Below are 22,016 nucleotides of genomic sequence, written 5' to 3' on the forward strand. Positions count from 1 at the left end.
CCGGCCCTGCGCGGCGACGGCGTCGGCGGTGGTGGCCTCGCCGTCGTCGGTCACCAGGTCGAGGTCGGCCTCCCGACTGGAGGCCCGGCTCGCCTGCGCCGCGCCCGCTGCTGCCCCGGCCCCTCCCGCCGCACCGACGGCCCCCGCCGCGTTCGCACAGGTCGCCGTCGACGCCGGCGTGGTCGGCACGGACGAGGGCTCCGGCGCCGTCCTCGTCGGCTACGGGTCCGCGACTTCCGCACCGTCCCGCCGCAAGCCGGGCGCCCGCCGGGCCGCAGCGGCCGCGGCGCAGGCGAGCCGGGCCTCCAGTCGGGAGGCCGACCTCGACCTGGTGACCGACGACGGCGAGGCCACCACCGCCGACGCCGTCGCCGCGCAGGGCCGGCGCCCCGCCCGCCCGACGATGCCGAGCGGCTCGGCGCTGCAGGTCATGGCGAAGCCGCCGATCCGGAAGCTCGCGAAGGACCTGGACGTCGACCTGACGACGGTCGTCCCCACCGGGCTCGCCGGCGAGGTCACGCGGGACGACGTGATCCGGCACGCGAAGCAGGCCAGCGTGTTCCGCAACATCGAGACGCCCGAGTGGGGTGGGGTCCGCCAGGAGACCATCCCGGTGAAGGGCGTGCGGAAGGCCATCGCGACCGCGATGACGACCTCGGCGTTCACCGCGCCGCACGTGTCGCTCTTCGTGGACGTCGACGCGACCCGCACGATGGAGTTCGTCAAGCGCCTCAAGGAATCGCCGACGTTCGCCGGGGTGAAGGTGTCGCCGCTGCTCATCATGGCGAAGGCCGTGATCTGGGCCGTCCGCCGCAACCGTTCGGTGAACTCCTCGTGGACCGACCGCGAGATCATCGTCCACCACTTCGTGAACCTCGGGTTCGCCGCGGCCACCCCGCGCGGCCTCCTCGTGCCGAACATCAAGGACGCCCAGGACATGTCGCTCCTCGAGCTCGCCAAGGCGATCGAGGAGATGACCCTGACCGCGCGCGACGGCAAGACGAGCCCCGCGCAGATGGCCGACGGCACGATCACGATCACGAACATCGGTGTCTTCGGCATGGACACGGGGACGCCGATCCTCAACCCGGGCGAGGTCGCCATCGTCGCGATGGGCACGATCAAGCCGAAGCCCTGGGTCGTCGACGGGGACGTCCGGTCCCGGATGGTGACCACGATCGGCGCCTCGTTCGACCACCGTGTCGTCGACGGCGACGTGGCCTCGCGCTTCGTGCACGACGTCGCCTCGGTGCTCGAGGAGCCGGCGCTCCTGCTGGACTGACTTCGCGAGCACGCCGTCCCGCCCGGGCGCCGGTCCCGCTCGGTCCGGGTCACGCGGTCGTGGTGTGCCGTTCACGTCGTTGTCGGCGGCGCGGGGGAAGATCGTCCAATGGTCCACCAGCTGCTCCTCCCGCAGCAGGAGATCCGGACGGGTCGCCTGGTGCTCACCCCCGTGACGCCCGCGGACATCGACGCGGTGCACGGCCTCTTCTCGGACGCCCGCACCTGGACCCACCTCCCCTCCGGGCGGCACACCTCCCGGGCCGACACCGAGGACCTCGTGCAGCGGAAGATCGGCGGTCGGGTGCGGTACGGACTCGGTTCGTGGGTCGCGCGTGCTGCCGACTCCCGGGCCTTCATCGGGCTCGGCGGGGTCGACCGCACCGCCGGCGGCGTGTGGAACCTCGGGTACCGGCTCCTCCCGGAGCACCACGGGCACGGCTACGCGACCGAGCTGGCGCGGGCCGCGGTCGACGCCGCACAGCACGTCCACCCCGAGCTGCCGGTGACGGCCCGGGTCCTCACGAACAACCCCGCCTCCGCACGGGTGCTCGCCCGCGTCGGCCTGACGCAGGTGTGGCAGGGCCCGTCGGCCGCTACGGGGCCGGGCGGCACCGAGTGCCAGGCCTGGAGCGACCGCGAACTGACGCGGATGCAGCTCGACTGGCTCATCGCCAACGCGTAGCCCGGGCCGCGGCCGCGCGCCGCGTCGCCGTGGGACCGTGCCCCGTTGGACCGCGCAGCGTCGGACGGTACTGTGAGGGCACTGGTCATGTCCGCACAGGACCACCGCCGCAGCCCGAGGAGTCCGCTTGTCCCGCCGCATCACCGAGGGTGCTGAACCGAAGCACCAGCAGTTGCGGCGGATCCTGCTCGACCTCATCACGAACCGCCTCGCGCCCGGCGCGGCGATCCCCTCCGAGCGCCAGCTCATCGCCGAGTACGGCGTCTCCCGCATCACGGTACGGGAGGCCCTCGGGCAGCTCGTGAACGAGGGGCACCTCGAGCGCGTCCGTGGCAAGGGCACGTTCGTCGCGCACCGCCCGATGCAGTCGACGCTGCACCTGGCGTCGTTCACCGAGGAGATGCGGGCGATGGGGCACGTGCCGACGACGGTGGTGCTCGTCCGTGAGGAGCGGGTGCCTCCGGCCGCGACGATCGCCGCGCTCCGGCTGGCCGAGGGTGAGGCCGCGTACCACCTCAAGCGGCTGCGGATGGCGGACGGCGCACCGGTGTCCGTCGACGACGCCTGGCTCGCCGCGGCGGTGTTCCCCGGGCTGCTCGAACACGACCTGTCAGGGTCGGTCTACTCGATCGCGGCCGACGTGTACGGGCACCCGATCGACCGGGCGCAGCAGACGGTCGCGGCGAACCCCGCTGCGGACGAGGTGGCGACGCTCCTCGGGACGCGGACGGGGGCGCCCTTGCTCGAGTTCGACCGGGTGTCCTACTCGGGCACGCGGCCGGTCGAGCACGCGCGCAGCTGGTACCGGTCGGACCGGTACCGGGTGCAGATGGAGGTCACGGCCGCGCGGGCGATCGCCTGACCGGACGCGTCCCCGGGGGGTGACGACGATCGTCGGAGAACCCCGGCCTGCCCGACGGCCGTCAGACCTCGAACAGGCCGTCGCCGGCCGCGACGTCGGTGCCGACCGCGCCCTGGGGGACCGAGTCCGGCGTGGACCCGAGCACGACGACCGGCACGACGGGGGAGTAGCCCGCGGCGATGATCGCCGACGGGTCGAAGCGCACGACGGGGTCACCGGCCGCGACGGTGTCCCCCTCGGTGGCGAGCAGCTCGAAGCCCTCGCCCTTGAGCTTGACCGTGTCGATGCCGACGTGCACGAGGACGTCGGTCCCCGCCGCACCCTGCAGGGCGAACGCGTGCGGGTGCAGCTTGACGATGGTCCCGTCGACCGGGGCCACCGCGGTCACCGTGCCCGTCACGGCGGACGGGTCGACCGCGACCCCCGCGCCGACGAGCTGCTCGGCGAACACCGGGTCCGGCACGTCGGCGAGTGCGACGACCGGTCCGGCGAACGGCGTGCGGACGACCGTCACAGTTCGTCCTGGATGTCCTGGGCGAGGTTGTCCGCGATCGGGCCGACGATGACCTGCCAGCCGGTGCCGCCGCCGACGACGGCCTGGGCGCCGGCAGCCTTGAGGGCGTCCTTGTCGACGAGGTCGCCGTCCTCGACCTCGACGCGCAGGCGCGTGATGCAGCCCTCGACCTCGTCGATGTTGTCGGTTCCGCCGAGTGCGGCGATGATGTCGGCTGCCTTGATGTCGGCCATCTGTTTCCTCCTCGTTACGGGTTCGCCCACAGGTTGACACGGCCGTCGTGGTCATCGACACTACGAACTGGTCATGACCGGACAGGACCGGGCCTGGCGACACTGCCGAGGGTACCTGCGCCGACCACACGACTCAACTCACCCCGACCAGCTCCACCCGATGACGAGAGGACCGCCGATGAGCACCGCTGCCCCCACGGACGTGCCGGAGAAGAAGACGCCGAAGAAGCAGAGCAAGCTCTTCGCCAACGCCCAGCGGCTCGGCCGCAGTCTGCTCCTCCCGATCGCGGTCATGCCCGCGGCCGGCATCCTCCTCCGCCTCGGTCAGTCCGACATGCTCGGCGCGATCCCGGGCTTCGAGCAGGGCGCGACGATCATCGCCGCGGCGGGCAACGGTGTCTTCACCTGGCTCCCGTTGCTCTTCGCGGTCGGCATCGCGATCGGTTGGGCGAAGAAGTCGGACGGCACGACGGCACTCGCCGCGGTCGTCGGCTACATGGTCATGTACCAGGTGTTCGCGGCCATGTCGCCGATCGTGCTCGCCGGTGTCGAGGACGCGAACGGCGACCAGGCCACCATCAACTTCGGTGTCCTCGGCGGCATCGTGATGGGCCTCGTCTCCGCGGTCCTGTGGCAGCGCTTCCACCGGACGAAGATGCCCGACTTCCTCGGGTTCTTCTCGGGCCGTCGTCTCGTGCCGATCATGACCGCCGCCGCCGCGCTGGTCATCGCCGTGGTCATGTCGTTCTTCTACCGGTACTTCGACATCGCGCTCACCTGGGCCGGGCAGACCGTCGCGGACAACGCCGTCCTCGGTGGTGGCGTGTTCGGGTTCGTCAACCGCATGCTCATCCCGGTCGGCCTGCACCAGCTGCTCAACTTCTTCCCGTGGTTCCAGCTCGGCAGCTTCACCGGCGCCGACGGCACGATCGTCCACGGTGACATCCCGCGCTTCCTCGCGGGCGACCCGACGGCGGGCATCTTCCAGACCGGCTTCTTCCCGATCATGATGTTCGCGCTCCCGGCCGGTGCCCTGGCGATCTGGCGGAACGCCAAGCCGCAGAACCGCAAGCTCGTCGGCGGCATCATGCTCTCGGCCGCGCTGACGTCGTTCGTCACCGGCATCACCGAGCCGCTCGAGTACTCGTTCATGTTCGTGGCGTTCCCGCTCTACGTCATCCACGCGGTGCTCACCGGGACATCGCTCGCGCTGGTGAACGCCCTCGGCATCAACGACGGGTTCTCGTTCTCGGCGGGGGCGATCGACTACGTGCTCAACTTCGGCAAGGCGGACGGGGCGATCTGGCTCATCCCGATCGGCCTGGCGTACGCGGTCGTCTACTACTTCCTCTTCAGTTTCGTGATCAAGAAGTGGAACCTCCGCACCCCGGGGCGCGAGGAGGACACGATCGCCGAGAACTCGATCGACGCGGCGACCAAGCCGTAGCCGCCGGGACCGCCCACCGGGAGGCCCGTCACCAGCTGGTGACGGGCCTCCCGTCGGTCCGTGGACCGCCCGGCACTCACGCTTTTGACAATCGTTATCACCTGGCGCTAGCGTCCTTCCCATGCACTCCCGCCGCCTCCTCGCCCTGCCGCTCGTCGCCGGCGCCGCCGCGCTCGCCCTGACCGGCTGCGCCACCTCCTCCACGCCGTCCGACGACAGCAGCGACGGCACGATCCGCGTCGTCACCTCGACGAACGTCTACGGCTCGATCGTCGAGACCATCGGCGGCGACCACGTCGACGTGACGAGCATCCTCGAGGACCCGTCCCAGGACCCGCACTCGTTCGAGTCGAGCGCGAAGACGCAGCTCGCCGTGTCCAAGGCCGACCTGCTCATCGAGAACGGCGGCGGCTACGACGACTTCATGACGACGCTCGCGAAGTCGTCGAACACGGAGGCCGACCTGATCAACGCCGTCGACGTGTCCGGGCTCGACTCGGGCGGCTCCGACGAGTTCAACGAGCACGTCTTCTACAGCTACCCGGCCATGGTGAAGCTCGTCGACGAGGTCGCGAAGCGCCTCAGCGACCTCGACGGAGCGGACAAGAGCACGTTCGCGACGAACGCCGACGCACTCACCGAGAAGCTGCAGGACCTCGAGTCGCAGACCGCCGACATCGCGAAGACCGTCGACGGGGACAAGGTGGCGTACACCGAGCCGGTGCCGGGCTACCTGTTCGACGCGATGGGCCTCGACAACGTCACGCCCGACGACTTCTCCGAGGCGATCGAGGAGGGTGACGACGTCCCGCCGGCAGCGCTCAACGACACGCTCAAGCTCTTCACGGACGGCGGTGCGGAGCTCCTCGCCGTCAACGAGCAGACCTCCAGCCCGGAGACCGAACAGGTCCAGAAGGCCGCCGAGGACGCCGGTGTCCCGGTGGTCGGTGTGACGGAGACGCTCCCGAAGGGGGAGGATTACGTCTCGTGGCAGCAGGCGAACATCGACGCGGTGCAGGCGGCACTGACGAAGTGACGACGGTCCAGGAGCCGAACCGGACCGCCACTGCCGCGCGCAGTGGCGGTCCCGCTGTGCTCGCGCTCCGCCAGGCCGGGCTGTCGTACGGGAGCCGCGCGCTCTGGGACGGCCTCGACCTGGACGTGGCACCGGGTGAGTTCGTCGCGGTCCTCGGGCCGAACGGTGCGGGCAAGACCTCGCTGCTCCGGACCGTGCTCGGCCAGCAGCGTCTGACGAGCGGTTCGATGTCGTTCCTCGGACGACCGGTCCGCCGGGGGCACCGGAAGATCGGGTACATCCCGCAGCAGCGGCTCATGGAGTCCGGCACCCCCCTGCGTGCCCGCGACATGATCGCGCAGGGCGTGACCGGGCACCGCTGGGGCCTCCGACCCGAGCGGAAGGCCGAACGCGAGCGCATCGACCGGATCGTCGACGAGGTCGGCGCCACCGAGTTCGCCGACGCACCCGTCGCCGAGCTGTCGGGCGGCGAGCAGCAGCGCACCCGCGTCGGGCAGGCGATCGCCGCCGACCCCGCGCTCCTGCTGTGCGACGAACCCCTCATCTCGCTCGACCTCCGGCACCAGCGCGGTGTCACCGAGCTCATCGACCGGCAGCGCCGTCAGCAGGGCGCCGCGGTGCTGTTCGTCACCCACGACGTCAACCCGATCCTCGACGTCGTCGACCGGGTGCTCTACATCGCCGGCGGACGCTTCCGGATCGGCGCCCCTGACGAGGTCCTCCGCGCCGACGTACTCAGCGACCTGTACGGCACCCCCGTCGACGTCGTCCGCACGATGGGCCGGATCGTCATCGTCGGTGCGAGCGACGCGCACGACACCGCGGGCGTCGGCCACCACCACTGTGAACCAGCCCCGCACGGGGTCGGCCCGGACGAAGGGCGGTTCTGATGGACGTCTGGTCGACCGTCTTCTCGTTCCAGGACTACGGCGAGCTGCTCGTGCTCGTGCGGAACTCGATCCTCGCGGGCGCCGTGCTCGGTGTCGTCGGCGGGCTCATCGGGCCGTTCGTCGTCGCCCGGAACATGCCCTTCGCCGTGCACGGGATCAGCGAGCTGTCCTTCGCCGGTGCCAGTGCGTCCCTCCTGCTCGGCGTCAACGTCGTCAGCGGCTCGGTGGTGGGGTCGCTCGTCGCCGCGCTGCTCATCGGGCTGCTCGGCAGTCGGGCACGCGACCGCAACTCGATCATCGCGGTGCTCATGCCGTTCGGCCTCGGCCTCGGGATCCTCTGCCTGGCGCTGTACAAGGGCCGGGCGGCGAACAAGTTCGGCCTGCTCACCGGCCAGATCGTGTCCGTCGACAACCCGCAGCTCGGGTTCCTCGTGCTCATCTCGGCCGTCGTGGTCGTCACCCTCGTCGTGATCTGGCGCCCGCTGATGTTCTCGTCCGTCGACCCGGACGTCGCAGCCGCCGCCGGGATCCCGGTCCGCACGCTCGGGCTCGTGTTCATGCTCGTGCTCGGCCTGGCCACGGCGGTGTCCGTGCAGATCGTCGGGGCGCTCCTCGTGCTCTCGCTCCTCGTCACCCCGGCGGCCGCGGCCCTGCGGGTCACGGTCAACCCGGTGCTGGTCCCGCTGCTCTCCGTCGTGTTCGCGGTGACGTCGGTGGTCGGCGGCATCCTGCTGGCACTGGGCGGCGGCCTGCCGATCAGCCCGTACGTGACGACCATCTCGTTCCTCATCTGGGTCGTCTGTCGGGTCATCGGCGCCCGGCGGGAACGCCGGGGACGCGACCGGGTGACGGACCGCGAGCAGCAGACCGGTGGCGGGACGAGCCTCCCGGCCACCACGAAGGAAGGGGTCACAGCATGAACGCCGTGCAGAAGCCACGACGCAACACCTGGCAGCGCGAAGCGGTCCGCGGCGCCCTCTCCGAGACCGAGGGGTTCGTCAGCGCGCAGGCGCTGCACGCGCACCTGCGCGACAGCGGGTCGACGATCGGCCTCGCGACCGTGTACCGGGCGCTCTCCGACCTCGCGAACGACGGCGACGCGGACTCGCTGCAGCAGGACGGCGAATCGCTGTACCGGGCGTGCACGACGGACAAGCACCACCACCACCTCATCTGCCGGGTGTGCGGCCGGACGGTCGAGATCCAGGCGGACCCGGTGGAGGAGTGGGCGCGTGCGACGGCCGCGGCGAACGGCTTCTCGAACGCCAGCCACGTGGTCGACGTCTTCGGCGAGTGCGACGCGTGCACGGCCCGTGCCGCTGACCGCGGTGGCGCGTAGTCTCCGCGACATGCACGTCATCCTGGTGCCCGGGTTCTGGCTCGACGCGAGCGCGTGGGACGACGTCGTCCCGGTCCTCCGCGCCGCCGGCCACAGCGTCGACGCGGTGACCCGCTCCGGGGAGACGCTCGACGAGCAGGTGACCGACCTCGTCCGCCGCCTCGACGCCGCTCCGGAACCCGTGGTGCTCGTCGGCCACTCCGGCGCGGGTCCGCTCGCCTTCACGGCCGCCGACCGCCGCCCGGACCGCGTGCGGCACCTGGTGTACGTCGACACGTTCCCGGGTCCCGAGGGCGGCTGCGTCAACGACGAGCTGCCGGTCGTCGACGGACGCCTCCCGCTGCCGTCCTGGGACGTCTGGGAACCGGCGACCGTGCGGGACATGACGCCGGCGGTCCGGGCGGACCTCGAGCGCCGGGCGGTCCCCGAGCCCGCGCGGGTCGCCTCCGACCGCTTCCACTACACGGACCCCGCCCGGCACCGGATCCCGGCGACGGTGATCACGTGCGAGATCGCGGTGGACGAGCTGGCCGGCATGGTCGCCGACCACCAGGCCTGGGCCGCGGAACTCGTCGCGACCGAGGAGCTCGAGATCGTCGGGCTGCACGCCGGGCACTGGCCGATGCTCACGGTGCCGCGGGAGCTCGGTGCGCTCATCCTGCAGGCGCTCGCGCCGCGTCCGACGGACGGCGTCTAGCCGGTCGTCCGCCGGGCGCCTACCGTCCCGTCGCGGTCACGCCGTCCGCCGCCGCCCGGACGGCCGCCGAGCGTTCGTGTGACCCGGGTCGAGCGCGGGTGGTGTCCCGCGTCGGGCGAGTGACGCGTCCGGCTGCCGTGCCACCTGGCCGCACCGCCGTGGTGCACGCGGCGGTCGGCAGGAAGTGCTCGGTCATGGCGATCACACGTCGGATTCCCGGCCTCGCGCTGGCGTCCTCCGACAGGTTGCGTCGCAGCTCTGGTGGGGGCGCGGACGGTGGGCGTCCACCCTCACGCACCGGTCCTGAGTCGACGAACGATGCGCAGCAGCCGGGAGTCGCCGATCGGGTGGCCTTGCTCACGGGCATCCCGCTCGCCCTGACCGGGATCGTCGTGCTCGTGTCCGCTGGATGTCCGCCACCAGCCGTCCTCGGTGCGACTTCGCTGGTTCTCCGGGAGCGATGCTGGTGTGCTGCGCGTTGCTCATCCGTGGGGCGCGCCGCCCGAGGAACGGTCGCTACCCGACCGGCTGTCGAGACTCGTCGCGACCACGCAGTCGAAGCCGTGATGCCGTCGACTCCGGCTCGTACTTGACATTGTTCAACCATCTGGCATAGTTGACCGTCGTCAATCATCCGGATGCAGCGTGGCATCCCTCGCCTGCCCTGGAGTCCCGTTGTCCCGTCCTGGAACCGCAGCCGCATCGCTGCCCCCGACCGAGCCCGGTGCCATGTCGCACCGGCAGGTCCTCGAAGCGCTGTCCGGGCTCCTGCTCGGCATGTTCGTCGCGATCCTCGCGTCGACCGTCGTCAGCACGTCGCTGCCGAAGATCATCGGTGACCTCGGCGGCGGCGAGAGCGCCTACACGTGGGTCGTCACCTCGACGCTCCTCGCCACGACCGTCTCGACGCCGGTCTGGGGCAAGCTCGCCGACCTCTTCAACCGCAAGCTGCTCATCCAGCTCTCGCTCGTGATCTTCGTCCTCGGCTCTGCGCTCGCGGGGTTCTCGGAGAACCCCGGCACGCTCATCACGTTCCGAGTCGTGCAGGGCCTCGGTGCCGGTGGTCTCACCGCACTGAGCCAGATCATCCTGGCCGACATCATCAGCCCGCGAGAGCGCGGCCGCTACGGCGGTTACTTCGGCGCGGTGATGGCCGTCGGCACCGTCGGTGGCCCGCTGTTCGGCGGTCTCCTCACCGACACGCTCGGGTGGCGCTGGAACTTCTTCGTGGGGGTGCCCTTCGCGGTCGCGGCGATCATCCTGCTGCAGGTCACCCTGAAGCTGCGCACGCTCCCGGAGCGCAAGGTCTCCATCGACTACCTCGGCATCACGACCATCGCGGGCGGCGTCTCGCTCCTGCTCATCTGGGTCACGCTCGCCGGGAAGAACTTCGACTGGGTCTCTCCCACCTCGTTCGTGATGGTCATCGGTTCGGCCGTCCTGCTCGCGGCCACCGTCGTCGTCGAGCTCCGGGCGGCGGAGCCGATCATCCCGATGACGCTCTTCCGGAACCGCACCTTCACGATGGCCGTCATCGGTTCCATCGCCGTCGGCATCGCGATGTTCGGCGCGACCGTCTACCTGGCGCAGTACATGCAGCTCGCTCGTGGCGCGACCCCGACGCAGTCGGGTCTGCTGACGATCCCGATGATCGCCGGGCTGCTCATCGCCTCCACCGTCGGTGGCAGCCTGGTCACGAAGACGGGCAGGTGGAAGTCGATCATGCTCATCGGATCGATCGCGCTCGTCGTCGGTCTCGGCCTCATGGGGACGATCGCGTACGACACGCCCTACGTCATCGTCGCGGTCTACATGTTCGTGATGGGGAGCGGCGTCGGACTCGTGATGCAGAACCTCGTCCTGGTCGTGCAGAACACGACCGAACCGAGGAACATCGGCGCTGCGTCCTCCGGTGTCGCCTTCTTCCGCTCCCTGGGTGGTGCGATCGGCGTCTCGGTCCTCGGAACGGTCCTCGGGACCCGCGTGGCCGACGCGATCAGCGACAAGCAGGAAGCACTGACCAAGGCGATCACTGCGCTGGGCGCGAAGGGCGCCGCAGTCGCGGAGGAGCTGTCGTCCGGCAGCATCCCCGCCGTCAGCTCGCTCCCGAAGGGGGTACGCCAGATCATCGAGTCGGCGTACGGCCAGGGCGTGGCGGAGATCTTCCTCATCGCCGCCCCGATCGCGGTCCTGCTCGTCCTCGCGATCGTCTTCATGCCGAACGTGCCGCTCACCACGAAGACCGTCGCCGAGCGCTCGACCGACGCCGGACCGGCCGCCGGCGCGGCCGAGGACTTCGCCGGCATCGGCACCGTGACCGGGTCCAACCCGACGGTGGGGAACGGCGAGTCCCCTGCGCGGAGCGTGCGTCGTGCCCGACGCTGACCTGGTGGCGGAGGACACTCGGTCGGCCGAGGCCGCGGCGGCAGCCGCGGCCGACCCGACGACCACGGACGCCGACGACGCGTTCATCCGCATCGAACGACAGTTCATGGCGATCTTCGCGCTGTCCCGCCAGGGCATGCGCGAGCAGGCGGCGCAGATGAACCTGCAGCCGGCCGGGTACCGCGTCCTGGTCGAGCTCGTGGTCGTCGGCAGCAGCGGCGCCGGCGACCTCGCGGACGCGCTCGGCGTCGACAAGGCGGCGCTCAGCCGGCAACTGAGCCACCTGGAGTCGTCGGGGCTGATCACACGAGAACGTCACGTCGACGATCGACGAGCGGTCGTCATCCGTGCGACCCCGACCGCGACCGACCGCATCCAGAGCATCCGCGACAGTGCACGCAGTGCGTTCCGGGAGCGACTCGGATCGTGGCCGCACCACGATCTCGAGGAGCTCGCGCGGCTCCTCGCCGGTCTGCTGTGACCTCCCCGGTCGGCCTGCGCGAGCGGAAGCGGGCCGCGACCCGACAGCGGATCATCCGCGCCGCGCAGGTCGGCAGTCTCGAGCACGGTCTCGAGGGAGTGACCGTCGAGGGGATCGCGCGCGCAGCCGACATCTCTCCACGCTCGTTCTTCAACTACTTCTCCAGCAAGGAAGCAGCCATCGTGGGCCTCCAGCCGGCCCAGGAGCGCATGCTCACCGACGACGAGGTGGACGACCTTCCTGCTGACGTCGCTGCGGCGGTCTCGGCCGTGGTCCTCGCCGCCTTCGGGAACCAGGTAGCCGACCCCGAAGACGAGCTCCGCCATGAGGTGTTCCGCCGTTACCCGCAGCTCCTCGACGAGTACCGGTCCTTGTGGAAGGCGTCGAAGCAGAACGCCACGGCGTCCGTCGCGCGGCTGCTGCAACGGCGCGGCATCGCAACACACGAGCGCGACGCGACCGCGTTCACGCTCGTCTCGATGTGCGTGGCGACCATCCGGACGATGCTCGTCGGTGGGGCGACCTGCGACGTGGGCGATGCGGCCAGCGTCGTCACGGTCGACGCCGTTGCTCGCGCGATGCGCGCCGTGTCGGCCGTGCTGCGCAGCGGCCCCTGATCGACCTCGCTCCGGCCGGACTGCGCGGTCCCGGACCTCCCCGCGGCACCGCCCGCGTAGCCTCCGGCCCGTGGACCTGCAGACGTGGACGAGTTGGGCTGGCGCGGAGGACTACGACGTCGCCCGCTTCGTGCTCCAGCGCGGCGTGGCGGCGATCGCGTGCCTGGCGTTCCTGTCCGCCGTCGCGCAGTTCCCGGCGCTCCTCGGTGAACGGGGAATGCTCCCCGTCCCGCGGTTCATGGAGCGGCGGTACGCGCGGACCCTGCCCGTCGTCTGGCGGTGGTGGCGGTACACCGACCGGCGCCTGCGGATCCTCGCCGGGGGCGGCGCCGTCCTGTCGGCCGGCATCGTCGTCGGGCTGCCGCAACGGGGGCCGGCGTGGGTGCCGGTCCTCTGCTTCCTGCTGCTCTGGCTCGCCTACATGTCCATCTCCGACGTCGGACAGACCTTCTACGGGTTCGGGTGGGAGTCGCTCCTGCTCGAGTCGTTGTTCGTCGTCGCGTTCCTCGGCTCGGACGAGGTCGCGCCGCCGATCGTCGTCCTCGTCGCGATCCGGTGGCTGGTGTTCCGGCTCGAGTTCGGCGCCGGGATGATCAAGATGCGCGGCGACCGGTCATGGCGGGACCTGACGGCGCTGTACTACCACCACGAGACGCAGCCGATGCCGAACCCGATGTCCCGGACGGCGCACCTGCTGCCCCGGCCCGTGCACCGACTGGAGACCCTCGGCAGCCACGTCGTCCAGCTCGGCGTCCCGTTCCTGCTCTTCGCCCCGCAGCCGGTCGCCTCGATCGCCGCGGCGCTCGTCCTGCTCACCCAGGTGTGGCTCGTCGTCACGGGCAACTTCGCCTGGCTCAACTGGATCACCCTGGTGCTGACGTTCGCCGCGATCGACGACCGTTCCGTCGCGACGGTGCTGCCGTTCCTCCGGGACGTCGCGGAGGCCGGTCCGTCCGCGACCCCGGCGTGGTTCGTGGGGCTGACGGTCGTGGTCGGCCTGCTCCTGCTCGTGCTGTCCTGGCCCTCGGCGAAGAACCTGGTGTCGCGGCGGCAGCTCATGAACGCGTCCTTCAACCGGTGGCACCTCGCCAACGCCTACGGTGCCTTCGGCAGCGTGACGCAGGAGCGGGACGAGGTCATCGTCGAGGGGACCCTTGCAGAGGACCCGGACGAGGGCGACTGGCTGCCCTACGAGTTCAAGGGGAAGCCCGGTGACCCACGGCGCCGTCCGGCCCAGTTCGCGCCCTACCACCTCCGGCTCGACTGGCTCATGTGGTTCCTGGCACTCGGAGCGGACGACGGGTGGTTCCGGGTGTTCGTGCTGCGGTTGCTCGAGGCCGACCGGCAGACGCTCCGACTGCTCCGCCACGACCCGTTCGACGGGCGGCGGCCGCGGTGGGTGCGGGCGCGGGTCTTCCGGTACCGCTTCGCGACCAGGGCCGAGCGGCGGGCGACCGGGCTCTACTGGGTCCGGCAGGAACGCGGGCTGCTCCTGCCGCCGTCCGGTCTGCGGCGCTGAGCACGGCTGGCCGGGACCGGTGCTCGCCGACGGGTGCGGACGGGAGGCCCGGCTTGCGACGCGCCCGGCGGTCGCGTAACGTGGGCGGCTGGTTCTCCGCGCCTGCGCGGAGCGCCCGTTGTTCTGCCCTCCGACCGTCGCGAACGCCGCGGTCGCGTGGTGCCGGATCCGAGCCTCCCGGCCCGGTCGGACCGAACGGTCCGATCAGGTCGTCGACGGTCGGCACGCCGGTCTGGGCGGTGCGCACACCCCCTCGCTCAACCACCTCCGGTGGCGCAGCGCGTGCGCGCCAGGCAAGTGACCTTGGGTGCAGCCGACCGGCTGCACGGTATTCATCAGGAGGAAACCATGGCTGCAGTGTGCCAGGTGACCGGCGCCGTTCCCGGCTTCGGACACGCCATCTCGCACTCGCACCGTCGGACGAAGCGTCGCTTCGACCCGAACGTGCAGAAGAAGACCTACTACGTGCCGTCGCTGCGTCGTAACGTGACGCTCAACGTCAGCGCCAAGGGCATCAAGGTGATCGACGCTCGTGGCATCGAGTCCGTCGTGGCGAGCATCCTCGCCCGTGGGGAGAAGATCTGATGGCCAAGAAGGGTCAGGACATCCGTCCGATCATCAAGCTCCGTTCCACCGCGGGTACCGGGTTCACGTACGTGACCAAGAAGAACCGCCGGAACAACCCCGACCGTCTCGTGCTGAAGAAGTACGACCCGGTCATCCGCAAGCACGTCGACTTCCGTGAGGAGCGCTGAGTCATGGCGAAGAAGAGCAAGATCGCGAAGAACAACCAGCGCGCCGTCGTCATCGAGCGGTACGCCGAGCGTCGCCTCGAGCTGAAGAAGGCCCTCGTGGACCCGAACGGCACCGACGAGTCCCGCGAGGCCGCCCGCGTCGGCCTGCAGAAGCTGCCGCGCGACGCCTCGCCGGTCCGCTACCGCAACCGCGACGCCATCGACGGCCGCCCCCGTGGCCACCTCGGTGAGTTCGGCATCAGCCGTGTCCGCTTCCGCGACATGGCGCACCGTGGCGAGCTGCCGGGCATCACGAAGAGCTCCTGGTAAGCACCAGCACCCCCGACGCCCCCGCGACCTCCCGAGGTCGTGGGGGCGTCGTCGTCCGGGAGGTGCCCGGGAGGGGCATCCGTGCGTGCATCGATCGTCACACCGGCCCCTCCAGCCCCTCCCGCTGCTCCACAGGCCCGGAAATCGGGGCGAGTCGACGGGAAACCCCGGTACCGGCTGGTAGGTTCATCACCGGTTCCACGGGCCCTCGGCCTGCCGGATCCGCAGCACGGGACAACCGTCCCGGGCATCCGGACGTCCGCGTCCGACCCATACGCAAGAAGTCCGAGGAGGACATCCAATGGCTGACAAGTCACTGAACCGCACCGAGCTCGTCGCTGCCGTCGCCGCCGAGTCCGGCCAGAGCCAGGCCACCGTCAACGGCGTCGTCGACGCGCTCTTCGCCGTCGTCGGCAAGTCCGTCGCGGACGACACCAAGGTCACGATCCCCGGCTGGATCGCCTTCGAGAAGACCCACCGCGCCGCACGCACCGGCCGCAACCCGCAGACGGGTGAGGCCATCGAGATCGCCGCGAGCGACTCGGTCAAGGTCAGCGCCGGCAGCAAGCTCAAGGCTGCGGTCAAGTAAGACCCCACAACTCCACGGAAGGGACGGCGTCCGCGCCGTCCCTTCCGTCGTTCCCACAGCGTGCCGACGGTGGTCGTCGGTGCAGGTGGGGCAGCGCCTAGGCTTGACGGGTGAACCGCATCGCGCGCATCGCCGGCCCCGGCGTCCTGCTGCTCGCGGCGTTCGTGTCCCTGCTCGTGGCGCTCGTCGTCGGTGGTGGAGCCGATGCCGCGCTCATCGCCGACCCCGGAGCGGTGGTCCGCTTCGGGCTGCCGCTCGCGCGCATGCTCGTCGACCTGTCGGCGGCCGTGACCATCGGCGGACTCGCCCTCGCCACCATCGGCCTGTCCCGGACCGCGCCGGAGTGGGACCGCGCGATCGACGTGGCCGCCGGTGCCGCGGGCGTCTGGACCGTGACCGCCGCCGTCACCACGTTCTTCACCTACCTCAGCGTCGCGGGCGGTGCCGTCAGTCTCGACGCCGGCTTCGGGCAGTCGATGGGGGTGTTCCTCACCGGGACCGACCTCGGGCTCGCCTGGCTGACCACCGTGCTCGTCGCGGCCGTCGTCACGGTGCTGTGCTTCGCGGTGCGTTCCCGGGGGATGGTCGCGCTCACCACCGCCGTGTCGCTCATCGGCCTCGTCCCGCTCACGCAGCAGGGGCACGCGGCCGGCACCGCCAGCCACGACGCCGCGGTCACCGCACTCGGACTGCACCTCGTCGGCGCCGCGCTCTGGGTCGGCGGCCTCGTCATGCTCGTGCTCGTCCGGGACCGCCTGCCGGGTGCACGTCTCGCCGCCGTGGTCGGCCGGTACTCGAGCGTCGCCCTCGGCTGCTTCGTGCTCGTGGCGGTCTCCGGTGTCGTCTCCGCGCAGATCCGGATCGGGGCGTTCGACGAGCTCGGCAGCCCGTACGGCGTGCTCGTGCTCGTCAAGGTGGGTGCCATCGTCGCGATGGGGGTCATCGGCGCCGTGCACCGCCGTCGCGTCATCGCGTCGCTCACCACCAGCCCCACCCGTGTCCGACCGTTCTGGACCCTCGTGGTCGTCGAGCTCGCCGTGATGGGGGTCGCCTCCGGTTTCGCCGCCGCACTCGGCCGGACCGCGACCCCGGCGGGACAGCTCGCACTGAGCAAGACCAGCGACCCGACCCCGGCCGAGATCCTGACCGACGACCGGCTCCCCGCCGCGCCCGGCGCCTGGGGGTGGCTGACGAACTGGAACGTCGACCTGTTCTGGCTCATGGCGGCGGTGCTGCTCGTCGCGGCGTACGCCGCCGGGATCGTCCGGCTGCGCCGACGGGGTCGGGCCTGGCCGGTCCGATGCTCCGTCGCCGCCGGCCTCGCGGTCCTTGCGCTCGTCGTCGCGACCTCGGGCTCGTTGCACACCTACGACCGGTACCTGTTGTCGGCGAACGTCGGTGCGCACGTGCTGCTCGGCCTCGTCGTGCCCGCACTCGTCTGGGCGGCGGCGCCCGTCCAGCTCATCCGCGCGGCCGTCCTGCCGCGGGACGACGACAGCGCCGGCGTCCGCGAGTGGACAGCGGTCCTCGTCGACAACGCCGTCGTCCGGTACCTCGTCCAGCCGTTCCCGGCGTTCCTGCTGCTCGCCGGCATCTGGTGGGCGTACGCGGCGACCGACGTGCTCCGGTGGTCGGTCAGCGACGCGATGGGCCGTACCGTCGTGGACCTCGTCTTCCTCGTCGTCGGCCTCCTGGCGGTCCCCACGCTCCTCACGCCGGTCGCGATCGGTGCCAGCCGGCCGTCGACCGCGGCGTTCCTGGTGCGCACCGCCGGAGCGGTCGTGGTCGCCGCGGGCGCGGTGTCGCTCGGGATCGCGATGCGGGGGCCGCTCGGGCTGCTGCAGGCCTCGTGGTTCGGGGCGATGGGCCGCACGTGGGGGCCGGACCCGCTCGTCGACCAGGCGCGGGCCGGTGCCGTGCTGATCGTCGCCGGGGTGCTCGTGGTCGTGACGGTGGTGGCGGTCGGGATCGTGCGCCTGCGTCAGGGGGAGCGGACCGGTGGGGACGACCCGGCGGGACCGCGCGCGGTCCGCCCGTCCGAGGCCTCGGCGCGTCCTGCGACCACCGACGTCGTCAGTGGCGTCCCGAGCGGGTCGAGCACGCCGTGAGCGTCGAGCTCTCCGCCGAACAGCGGGCCGTGTTCGAGTACATCGAGTCGACCCGCGACCACGTCTTCATCACCGGCCGCGCCGGCACCGGCAAGTCGACGCTGCTGAACCACCTGTCGTGGCACACCGGGAAGCAGGTGGTCATCTGCGCGCCGACCGGGGTCGCCGCCCTGAACGTCGGCGGACAGACCATCCATTCACTCTTCCGTCTGCCGATCGGTCTCATCGCCGACGCCGAACTGCGGCAGGGACCGGACACCCGGAAGCTCCTCAACACCATCGACACCCTGGTCATCGACGAGGTCTCCATGGTGAACGCCGACCTGCTCGACGCGATGGACCGGTCGTTGCGCAAGGCCCGGGGCCGGCAGTCCGAGGCGTTCGGCGGCGTGCAGGTCGTGATGTTCGGCGACCCCTACCAGCTGCCGCCGGTACCCGGTGACGGCGACGAGCGTGCCTACTTCACCGACCACTACCGGTCGATGTGGTTCTTCGACGCGAAGGTGTGGCTCGAGGCCGAGCTGCACATCATCGAGCTCGCGACGGTGCACCGCCAGCGCGACGACGCCTTCGCCGCCATGCTCACGGCCGTCCGCCACGGGCGCGTCACCGCTGACGTCGCCGGGCAGCTCAACGCCGCCGGTGCCCGCCCCGCCCCGGACGACGCCATCACCCTCGCCACGCGGAACGACACCGTGGCGCGGATCAACAAGGCCGCCCTCGCCCGGCTGCCCGGCAAGACGAAGACCGCCAGAGCCGACGTCAACGGCGACTTCGGCGGGCGGAACTTCCCGGCCGACGAGGCGCTCGAGCTCAAGCCGGGCGCGCACGTCATGTTCCTCCGCAACGACCCGGACCAGCGCTGGGTGAACGGCACGCTCGGCATCGTGCGGAGCATCCGGGACACGGTGTGGGTCAGCGTCGACGGCGAGGACTTCGAAGTGCAGCCCTCGGTGTGGGAGAAGTTCAAGTACTCCTACGACCCGGACAAGAAGGAACTCAAGAAGGACACCGTCGGGGAGTTCCAGCAGTTCCCCCTCCGCCTGGCCTGGGCGGTCACGATCCACAAGTCGCAGGGCAGCACGTACGACCGCGCCGTGGTGGACCTCGGCAACCGGGTGTTCAGCGCGGGTCAGACGTACGTGGCGCTGTCCCGCTTGACGTCGCTGGACGGGCTGTACCTGACGCGGCCGCTCCGACCGGCCGACATCATCGTCGACCTGGACGTGCGCCGGTTCATGTCCGAGTCACCCCGCGTCGTCGCGACCCAGCTCGAGGCCCCGGAGCCCGCCGACTCCTGACGTTCCCGAGCATCTCGGTCGCGCAGACGACGACGCCCGCCTGCCGGATCGGCAGACGGGCGTCGTGACGGAGCTGTGGGTCAGGCGCGGGCCGCTCGCAGCGCGCGGAGGTTCTCCTTGTCGGCACCCAGTGCGGTGAGCACGAGGACGACGCCGACGATCGCGTGGAAGACGTTGTCCGTCGTGTTCAGTGCGAGGACGTTCGCCGAGGTGGCCGAGAACACGAAGCCGTAGACGGCGAGCACGAGCAGCAGGACACCGATGACCAGGTTGACCGAGCGGGACCCGACCGTGTTGCCGAGGCCGACGATGAAGAACGCGGCGGCGAAGAGCGCCCAGATCGTGCACAGCGCCGGGTTGAGCATGAAGGCGTTCCAGAGGAACCCGCCCTCACGGCCGAAGAACTGCCCACCGTTGTCCTGGGCGAAGAAGAAGCCCAGGAAGCCCCAGATCGCGAACAGCGTCCCGGCGGTCATCGCCAGGGCGCGGTTCGGCGAGGCGGTGATGCCCGGTTCCTTGATGGCCACTTCGGTCTCCTCTTCCTGCGCGACGATCGCGCTGTACGACTGCCCGCCGCCACGACCTGTGTCACGCTGTCCGGAGGCGTGCTGTCCGGACACGCGCTGCAGGACGGCTGCGGCCCCGCTCCGGAGACCGGCGTTCCCAGCTCCGGACGGGCGCTGCAACGGTATCGTGTCGGACCCCGACCGACCGAATCGCTTTCCGCCCAGCAGGCGGACGACGAGGCCGACGACGATCACTCCGAGGAGGACGATGCCCGTGATCCGGACCCCCGAGCGCACCGCGCCGGTGTCCCGCGACGAGGGACGTGGACCGAGCGTGTCCCGGCGGTTCCGGTGGGCGCTGCTCGCGGCTCTGGGGTTCGTGATCGTGCCTTCCGTCTACGCGGTCGCGGTGCTGACGCCGACGGGGCAGCGGATCGAGGACGCCGCACTCGGCGGTGTCCGCGAGTCCGACCTGTTCGGGTCGGACACCGCCCTCAACGTCATCTCGGTCCCGGTGATCCTGCTGTTGGTCGTCGTGATCGCCGCCGTCGCGTTCGCACGCAGACGGCTCGCCGTGGGGCTCGGAGCGGGCTTCGTGGTGCTCGCGTCCGCGGCGACCTCGACGTTGCTCAAGCGTATCGCCGAGCGCCCGGAGATCGCTCAGTCGACGACGCCGAACTCCTTCCCGTCCGGGCACGCCACCATCGCACTGGCCGCGCTCTTCGCCGTGCTCATGGTCACGCCGCGGCGTCTCCGCCCGGTGGTCCTGGTGGTCGGCGCCGTGTACGCCGTCTTCGTGGCGAACCAGACGGTGGTCTACGGCTGGCACCGGGTGAGCGACATCATCGGCGCGTGTGCGGTCGCCCTGTTCTGGCTCGGGCTCGTCCGGGCGGTGGGACCGGCCGTCGACCGGGGCACGCGCGGGGACCGTGACGGTCGTCGCGGCCCGCGCCGGGTCGTCACGGTCGTGCTGCTGCTCGCGGCAGCGGCGACGGTCCTCGTCGGCGTGGTCGCCCTGGCGGTGGGGACGACCGGCGGCGACCACGAGGCGATGCTCCTCGCCGGTCGGATGGCCTCGTCAGCCAGCGTCCTCGCCGTCATCACCGTGGTCTGGCTCGCGGACGGCATGCACACCGTGCCGCGCACGACCGCTCCGGACGGTCCGGCCGTCCGCGTCTGAGGCCCCCCGAGCCTCCCGGTCGGCACGTCCGACCTGGCGGGAATGCCCCGCCGTGCGCTACGTTGTACCCGTCAATTCGATGCAAACGCATAGAACAAGGCGGAAGCCAGCAGACGACGGAGGCGGCCCATTATGCAGTTCGGGATCTTCACGGTCAGTGACGTCACGACCGACCCCACCACGGGGACCACGCCGGACGACACCCAGCGCGTCCGGGACATCCTCACGATCGCGCAGCACGCGGACCAGGCCGGTCTCGACGTCTTCGCGACCGGTGAACACCACAACCCGCCGTTCGTCGCCTCGAGCCCGACGACGATGCTCGGGTACCTCGCCGGCGTGACGAAGGACATCACCCTCTCGACGTCGACGACCCTCGTCACGACGAACGACCCGGTGCGCATCGCCGAGGAGTACGCGATGCTCCAGGTCATCTCTGACGGCCGCATGGACCTCATGACGGGCCGTGGCAACACCGGCCCCGTCTACCCCTGGTTCGGCAAGGACATCCGACAGGGCCTGAACCTGGCGGTGGAGAACTACGCGCTCATCCGCCAGCTGTGGGAGAACGAGGTCGTCAACTGGCAGGGGCAGTTCCGGACGCCCCTGCAGGGCTTCACCTCGACTCCGCGTCCGCTCGACGGCGTCGCGCCGTTCGTCTGGCACGGGTCGATCCGAACCCCGGAGATCGCCGAGCAGGCCGCGTACTACGGTGACGGCTTCTTCCACAACAACATCTTCTGGCCGATCCAGCACACCGAGCAGATGGTCGGCCTCTACCGGCAGCGCTACGAGCACCACGGCCACGGTCGCGCGGACCAGGCGATCGTCGGGCTCGGCGGGCAGTTCTTCGCACGCAAGAACTCGCAGGACGCGTGGAACGAGTTCCGCCCGTACTTCGACAACGCCCCGGTGTACGGCCACGGCCCGTCGATGGAGGACTTCACCGCGCAGACGCCGCTCACGGTCGGTTCGCCGCAGCAGGTCATCGACCGGTACGCCGCGATGAAGGACCACGTCGGGCACTACCAGCGCCAGCTGTTCCTCATCGACCACGCCGGGCTGCCGCTCAAGACCGTGCTCGAGCAGATCGACATCCTGGCCGAGGACATCGTGCCGGAGCTCCGCCGCATCAACGAGGCCGACCGCCCCGAACACGTGCCGGCGAACCCGCCGACGCACCTCGAGCGCGTGGCGGCCGCGCGGGCGACCGGCACCGCCGGTGCCGACCATGTGGCCGCGCTCGACGAGTGGACGGGCGCGTCGGTCTGACCCCGCTGCG

24 protein-coding genes are annotated in these 22,016 nt (G+C 70.9%); 21 read left to right on the forward strand and 3 right to left on the reverse strand.

Annotated elements, in window-relative coordinates; all coding sequences use genetic code 11:
• The 3 genes from DEI91_RS03105 to DEI91_RS03115 form a co-directional block, all read left to right on the forward strand.
• Positions 1 to 1,282: dihydrolipoamide acetyltransferase family protein (locus DEI91_RS03105; RefSeq protein WP_258374276.1), on the forward strand; the 1,282-nt coding region annotated here is incomplete at its 5' end.
• Positions 1,283 to 1,390: 108 nt separating this feature from the next.
• Entirely contained in the window at positions 1,391 to 1,966 is a 576-nt protein-coding gene (locus tag DEI91_RS03110; RefSeq protein WP_111050889.1) for a GNAT family N-acetyltransferase, read from the forward strand.
• A gap of 127 nt (positions 1,967 to 2,093) precedes the next feature.
• Complete coding sequence (locus tag DEI91_RS03115; RefSeq protein WP_111050890.1) at positions 2,094 to 2,828, forward strand: GntR family transcriptional regulator; 735 nt, start codon at positions 2,094 to 2,096, stop codon at positions 2,826 to 2,828.
• Between the two features lie 61 nt (positions 2,829 to 2,889).
• Here the strand turns inward: DEI91_RS03115 and DEI91_RS03120 are convergent, their stop codons facing one another.
• Together DEI91_RS03120 and DEI91_RS03125 are read right to left on the reverse strand one after the other, a co-directional pair.
• The gene (locus DEI91_RS03120) at positions 2,890 to 3,342 is read right to left on the reverse strand and encodes a PTS glucose transporter subunit IIA (RefSeq protein ID WP_111050891.1); all 453 of its coding nucleotides are present in this window, start codon (positions 3,340 to 3,342) and stop codon (positions 2,890 to 2,892) included.
• The gene (locus DEI91_RS03125) at positions 3,339 to 3,575 is read right to left on the reverse strand and encodes a glucose PTS transporter subunit EIIB (protein ID WP_110823137.1); all 237 of its coding nucleotides are present in this window, start codon (positions 3,573 to 3,575) and stop codon (positions 3,339 to 3,341) included. The genes DEI91_RS03120 and DEI91_RS03125 overlap by 4 nt, the downstream gene beginning before the upstream one ends.
• A gap of 178 nt (positions 3,576 to 3,753) precedes the next feature.
• Between DEI91_RS03125 and DEI91_RS03130 the strand changes: the two genes are divergently transcribed.
• The 16 genes from DEI91_RS03130 (at position 3,754) to DEI91_RS03210 (ending at position 19,048) form a co-directional block, all read left to right on the forward strand.
• Complete coding sequence (locus DEI91_RS03130; RefSeq protein ID WP_111050892.1) at positions 3,754 to 5,022, forward strand: PTS transporter subunit EIIC; 1,269 nt, start codon at positions 3,754 to 3,756, stop codon at positions 5,020 to 5,022.
• A 121-nt stretch (positions 5,023 to 5,143) separates the two neighbouring features.
• Positions 5,144 to 6,058: a metal ABC transporter solute-binding protein, Zn/Mn family gene (locus DEI91_RS03135; protein ID WP_111050893.1), complete on the forward strand. Its 915-nt coding sequence runs from the start codon at positions 5,144 to 5,146 to the stop codon at positions 6,056 to 6,058.
• On the forward strand, positions 6,055 to 6,948 hold the full coding sequence (locus DEI91_RS03140) for a metal ABC transporter ATP-binding protein (RefSeq protein WP_110890619.1): 894 nt from the start codon (positions 6,055 to 6,057) through the stop codon (positions 6,946 to 6,948). The genes DEI91_RS03135 and DEI91_RS03140 overlap by 4 nt, the downstream gene beginning before the upstream one ends.
• The gene (locus tag DEI91_RS03145) at positions 6,948 to 7,868 is read left to right on the forward strand and encodes a metal ABC transporter permease (protein ID WP_111050894.1); all 921 of its coding nucleotides are present in this window, start codon (positions 6,948 to 6,950) and stop codon (positions 7,866 to 7,868) included. Before DEI91_RS03140 ends, DEI91_RS03145 begins: the two co-directional genes overlap by 1 nt.
• Positions 7,865 to 8,287 (forward strand): Fur family transcriptional regulator, encoded by a 423-nt coding sequence (locus DEI91_RS03150; protein WP_111050895.1) that lies wholly within the window; start codon positions 7,865 to 7,867, stop codon positions 8,285 to 8,287. The genes DEI91_RS03145 and DEI91_RS03150 overlap by 4 nt, the downstream gene beginning before the upstream one ends.
• 10 nt (positions 8,288 to 8,297) lie before the next feature.
• Positions 8,298 to 8,984 carry an alpha/beta fold hydrolase gene (locus tag DEI91_RS03155; protein WP_111050896.1) on the forward strand — a complete coding sequence of 229 codons (687 nt, stop codon included), beginning with the start codon at positions 8,298 to 8,300 and terminating at the stop codon, positions 8,982 to 8,984.
• Positions 8,985 to 9,713: 729 nt separating this feature from the next.
• Positions 9,714 to 11,369, forward strand: coding sequence for an MDR family MFS transporter (locus DEI91_RS03165; protein ID WP_111050898.1), 1,656 nt, complete (start codon positions 9,714 to 9,716; stop codon positions 11,367 to 11,369).
• Between the two features lie 4 nt (positions 11,370 to 11,373).
• The gene (locus DEI91_RS03170) at positions 11,374 to 11,850 is read left to right on the forward strand and encodes a MarR family winged helix-turn-helix transcriptional regulator (protein WP_146244183.1); all 477 of its coding nucleotides are present in this window, start codon (positions 11,374 to 11,376) and stop codon (positions 11,848 to 11,850) included.
• Positions 11,847 to 12,467, forward strand: a complete 621-nt coding sequence (locus tag DEI91_RS03175) for a TetR/AcrR family transcriptional regulator (protein WP_181439452.1) — start codon at positions 11,847 to 11,849, stop codon at positions 12,465 to 12,467. The genes DEI91_RS03170 and DEI91_RS03175 overlap by 4 nt, the downstream gene beginning before the upstream one ends.
• Positions 12,468 to 12,537: 70 nt before the next feature.
• On the forward strand, positions 12,538 to 13,986 hold the full coding sequence (locus DEI91_RS03180) for a lipase maturation factor family protein (protein WP_258374277.1): 1,449 nt from the start codon (positions 12,538 to 12,540) through the stop codon (positions 13,984 to 13,986).
• Between the two features lie 348 nt (positions 13,987 to 14,334).
• Positions 14,335 to 14,571, forward strand: a complete 237-nt coding sequence (gene rpmB, locus DEI91_RS03185; protein WP_111050902.1) for a 50S ribosomal protein L28 — start codon at positions 14,335 to 14,337, stop codon at positions 14,569 to 14,571.
• Positions 14,571 to 14,741, forward strand: a complete 171-nt coding sequence (rpmG, locus tag DEI91_RS03190; protein WP_017886456.1) for a 50S ribosomal protein L33 — start codon at positions 14,571 to 14,573, stop codon at positions 14,739 to 14,741. The genes rpmB and rpmG overlap by 1 nt, the downstream gene beginning before the upstream one ends.
• Positions 14,742 to 14,744: 3 nt before the next feature.
• Positions 14,745 to 15,050: a 30S ribosomal protein S14 gene (gene rpsN / locus DEI91_RS03195; protein WP_111050903.1), complete on the forward strand. Its 306-nt coding sequence runs from the start codon at positions 14,745 to 14,747 to the stop codon at positions 15,048 to 15,050.
• A 301-nt stretch (positions 15,051 to 15,351) separates the two neighbouring features.
• Complete coding sequence (locus tag DEI91_RS03200; RefSeq protein WP_111050904.1) at positions 15,352 to 15,639, forward strand: HU family DNA-binding protein; 288 nt, start codon at positions 15,352 to 15,354, stop codon at positions 15,637 to 15,639.
• A 110-nt stretch (positions 15,640 to 15,749) separates the two neighbouring features.
• On the forward strand, positions 15,750 to 17,747 hold the full coding sequence (locus tag DEI91_RS03205) for a cytochrome c oxidase assembly protein (RefSeq protein ID WP_111050905.1): 1,998 nt from the start codon (positions 15,750 to 15,752) through the stop codon (positions 17,745 to 17,747).
• On the forward strand, positions 17,744 to 19,048 hold the full coding sequence (locus tag DEI91_RS03210) for an ATP-dependent RecD-like DNA helicase (protein WP_111050906.1): 1,305 nt from the start codon (positions 17,744 to 17,746) through the stop codon (positions 19,046 to 19,048). Before DEI91_RS03205 ends, DEI91_RS03210 begins: the two co-directional genes overlap by 4 nt.
• Before the next feature lie 80 nt (positions 19,049 to 19,128).
• Here the strand turns inward: DEI91_RS03210 and DEI91_RS03215 are convergent, their stop codons facing one another.
• On the reverse strand, positions 19,129 to 19,668 hold the full coding sequence (locus DEI91_RS03215; RefSeq protein WP_146244184.1) for a DUF4383 domain-containing protein: 540 nt from the start codon (positions 19,666 to 19,668) through the stop codon (positions 19,129 to 19,131).
• A 154-nt stretch (positions 19,669 to 19,822) separates the two neighbouring features.
• Between DEI91_RS03215 and DEI91_RS03220 the strand changes: the two genes are divergently transcribed.
• Both DEI91_RS03220 and DEI91_RS03225 read left to right on the forward strand, forming a co-directional pair.
• Positions 19,823 to 20,734, forward strand: coding sequence for a phosphatase PAP2 family protein (locus tag DEI91_RS03220; RefSeq protein WP_111050908.1), 912 nt, complete (start codon positions 19,823 to 19,825; stop codon positions 20,732 to 20,734).
• A gap of 132 nt (positions 20,735 to 20,866) precedes the next feature.
• Positions 20,867 to 22,006 carry a CE1758 family FMN-dependent luciferase-like monooxygenase gene (locus DEI91_RS03225; protein WP_111050909.1) on the forward strand — a complete coding sequence of 380 codons (1,140 nt, stop codon included), beginning with the start codon at positions 20,867 to 20,869 and terminating at the stop codon, positions 22,004 to 22,006.
• The last annotated feature ends 10 nt before the right edge of the window (positions 22,007 to 22,016 follow it).

It is taken from the genome of Curtobacterium sp. MCBD17_032, from assembly GCF_003234855.1.
Classification (GTDB): domain Bacteria; phylum Actinomycetota; class Actinomycetes; order Actinomycetales; family Microbacteriaceae; genus Curtobacterium.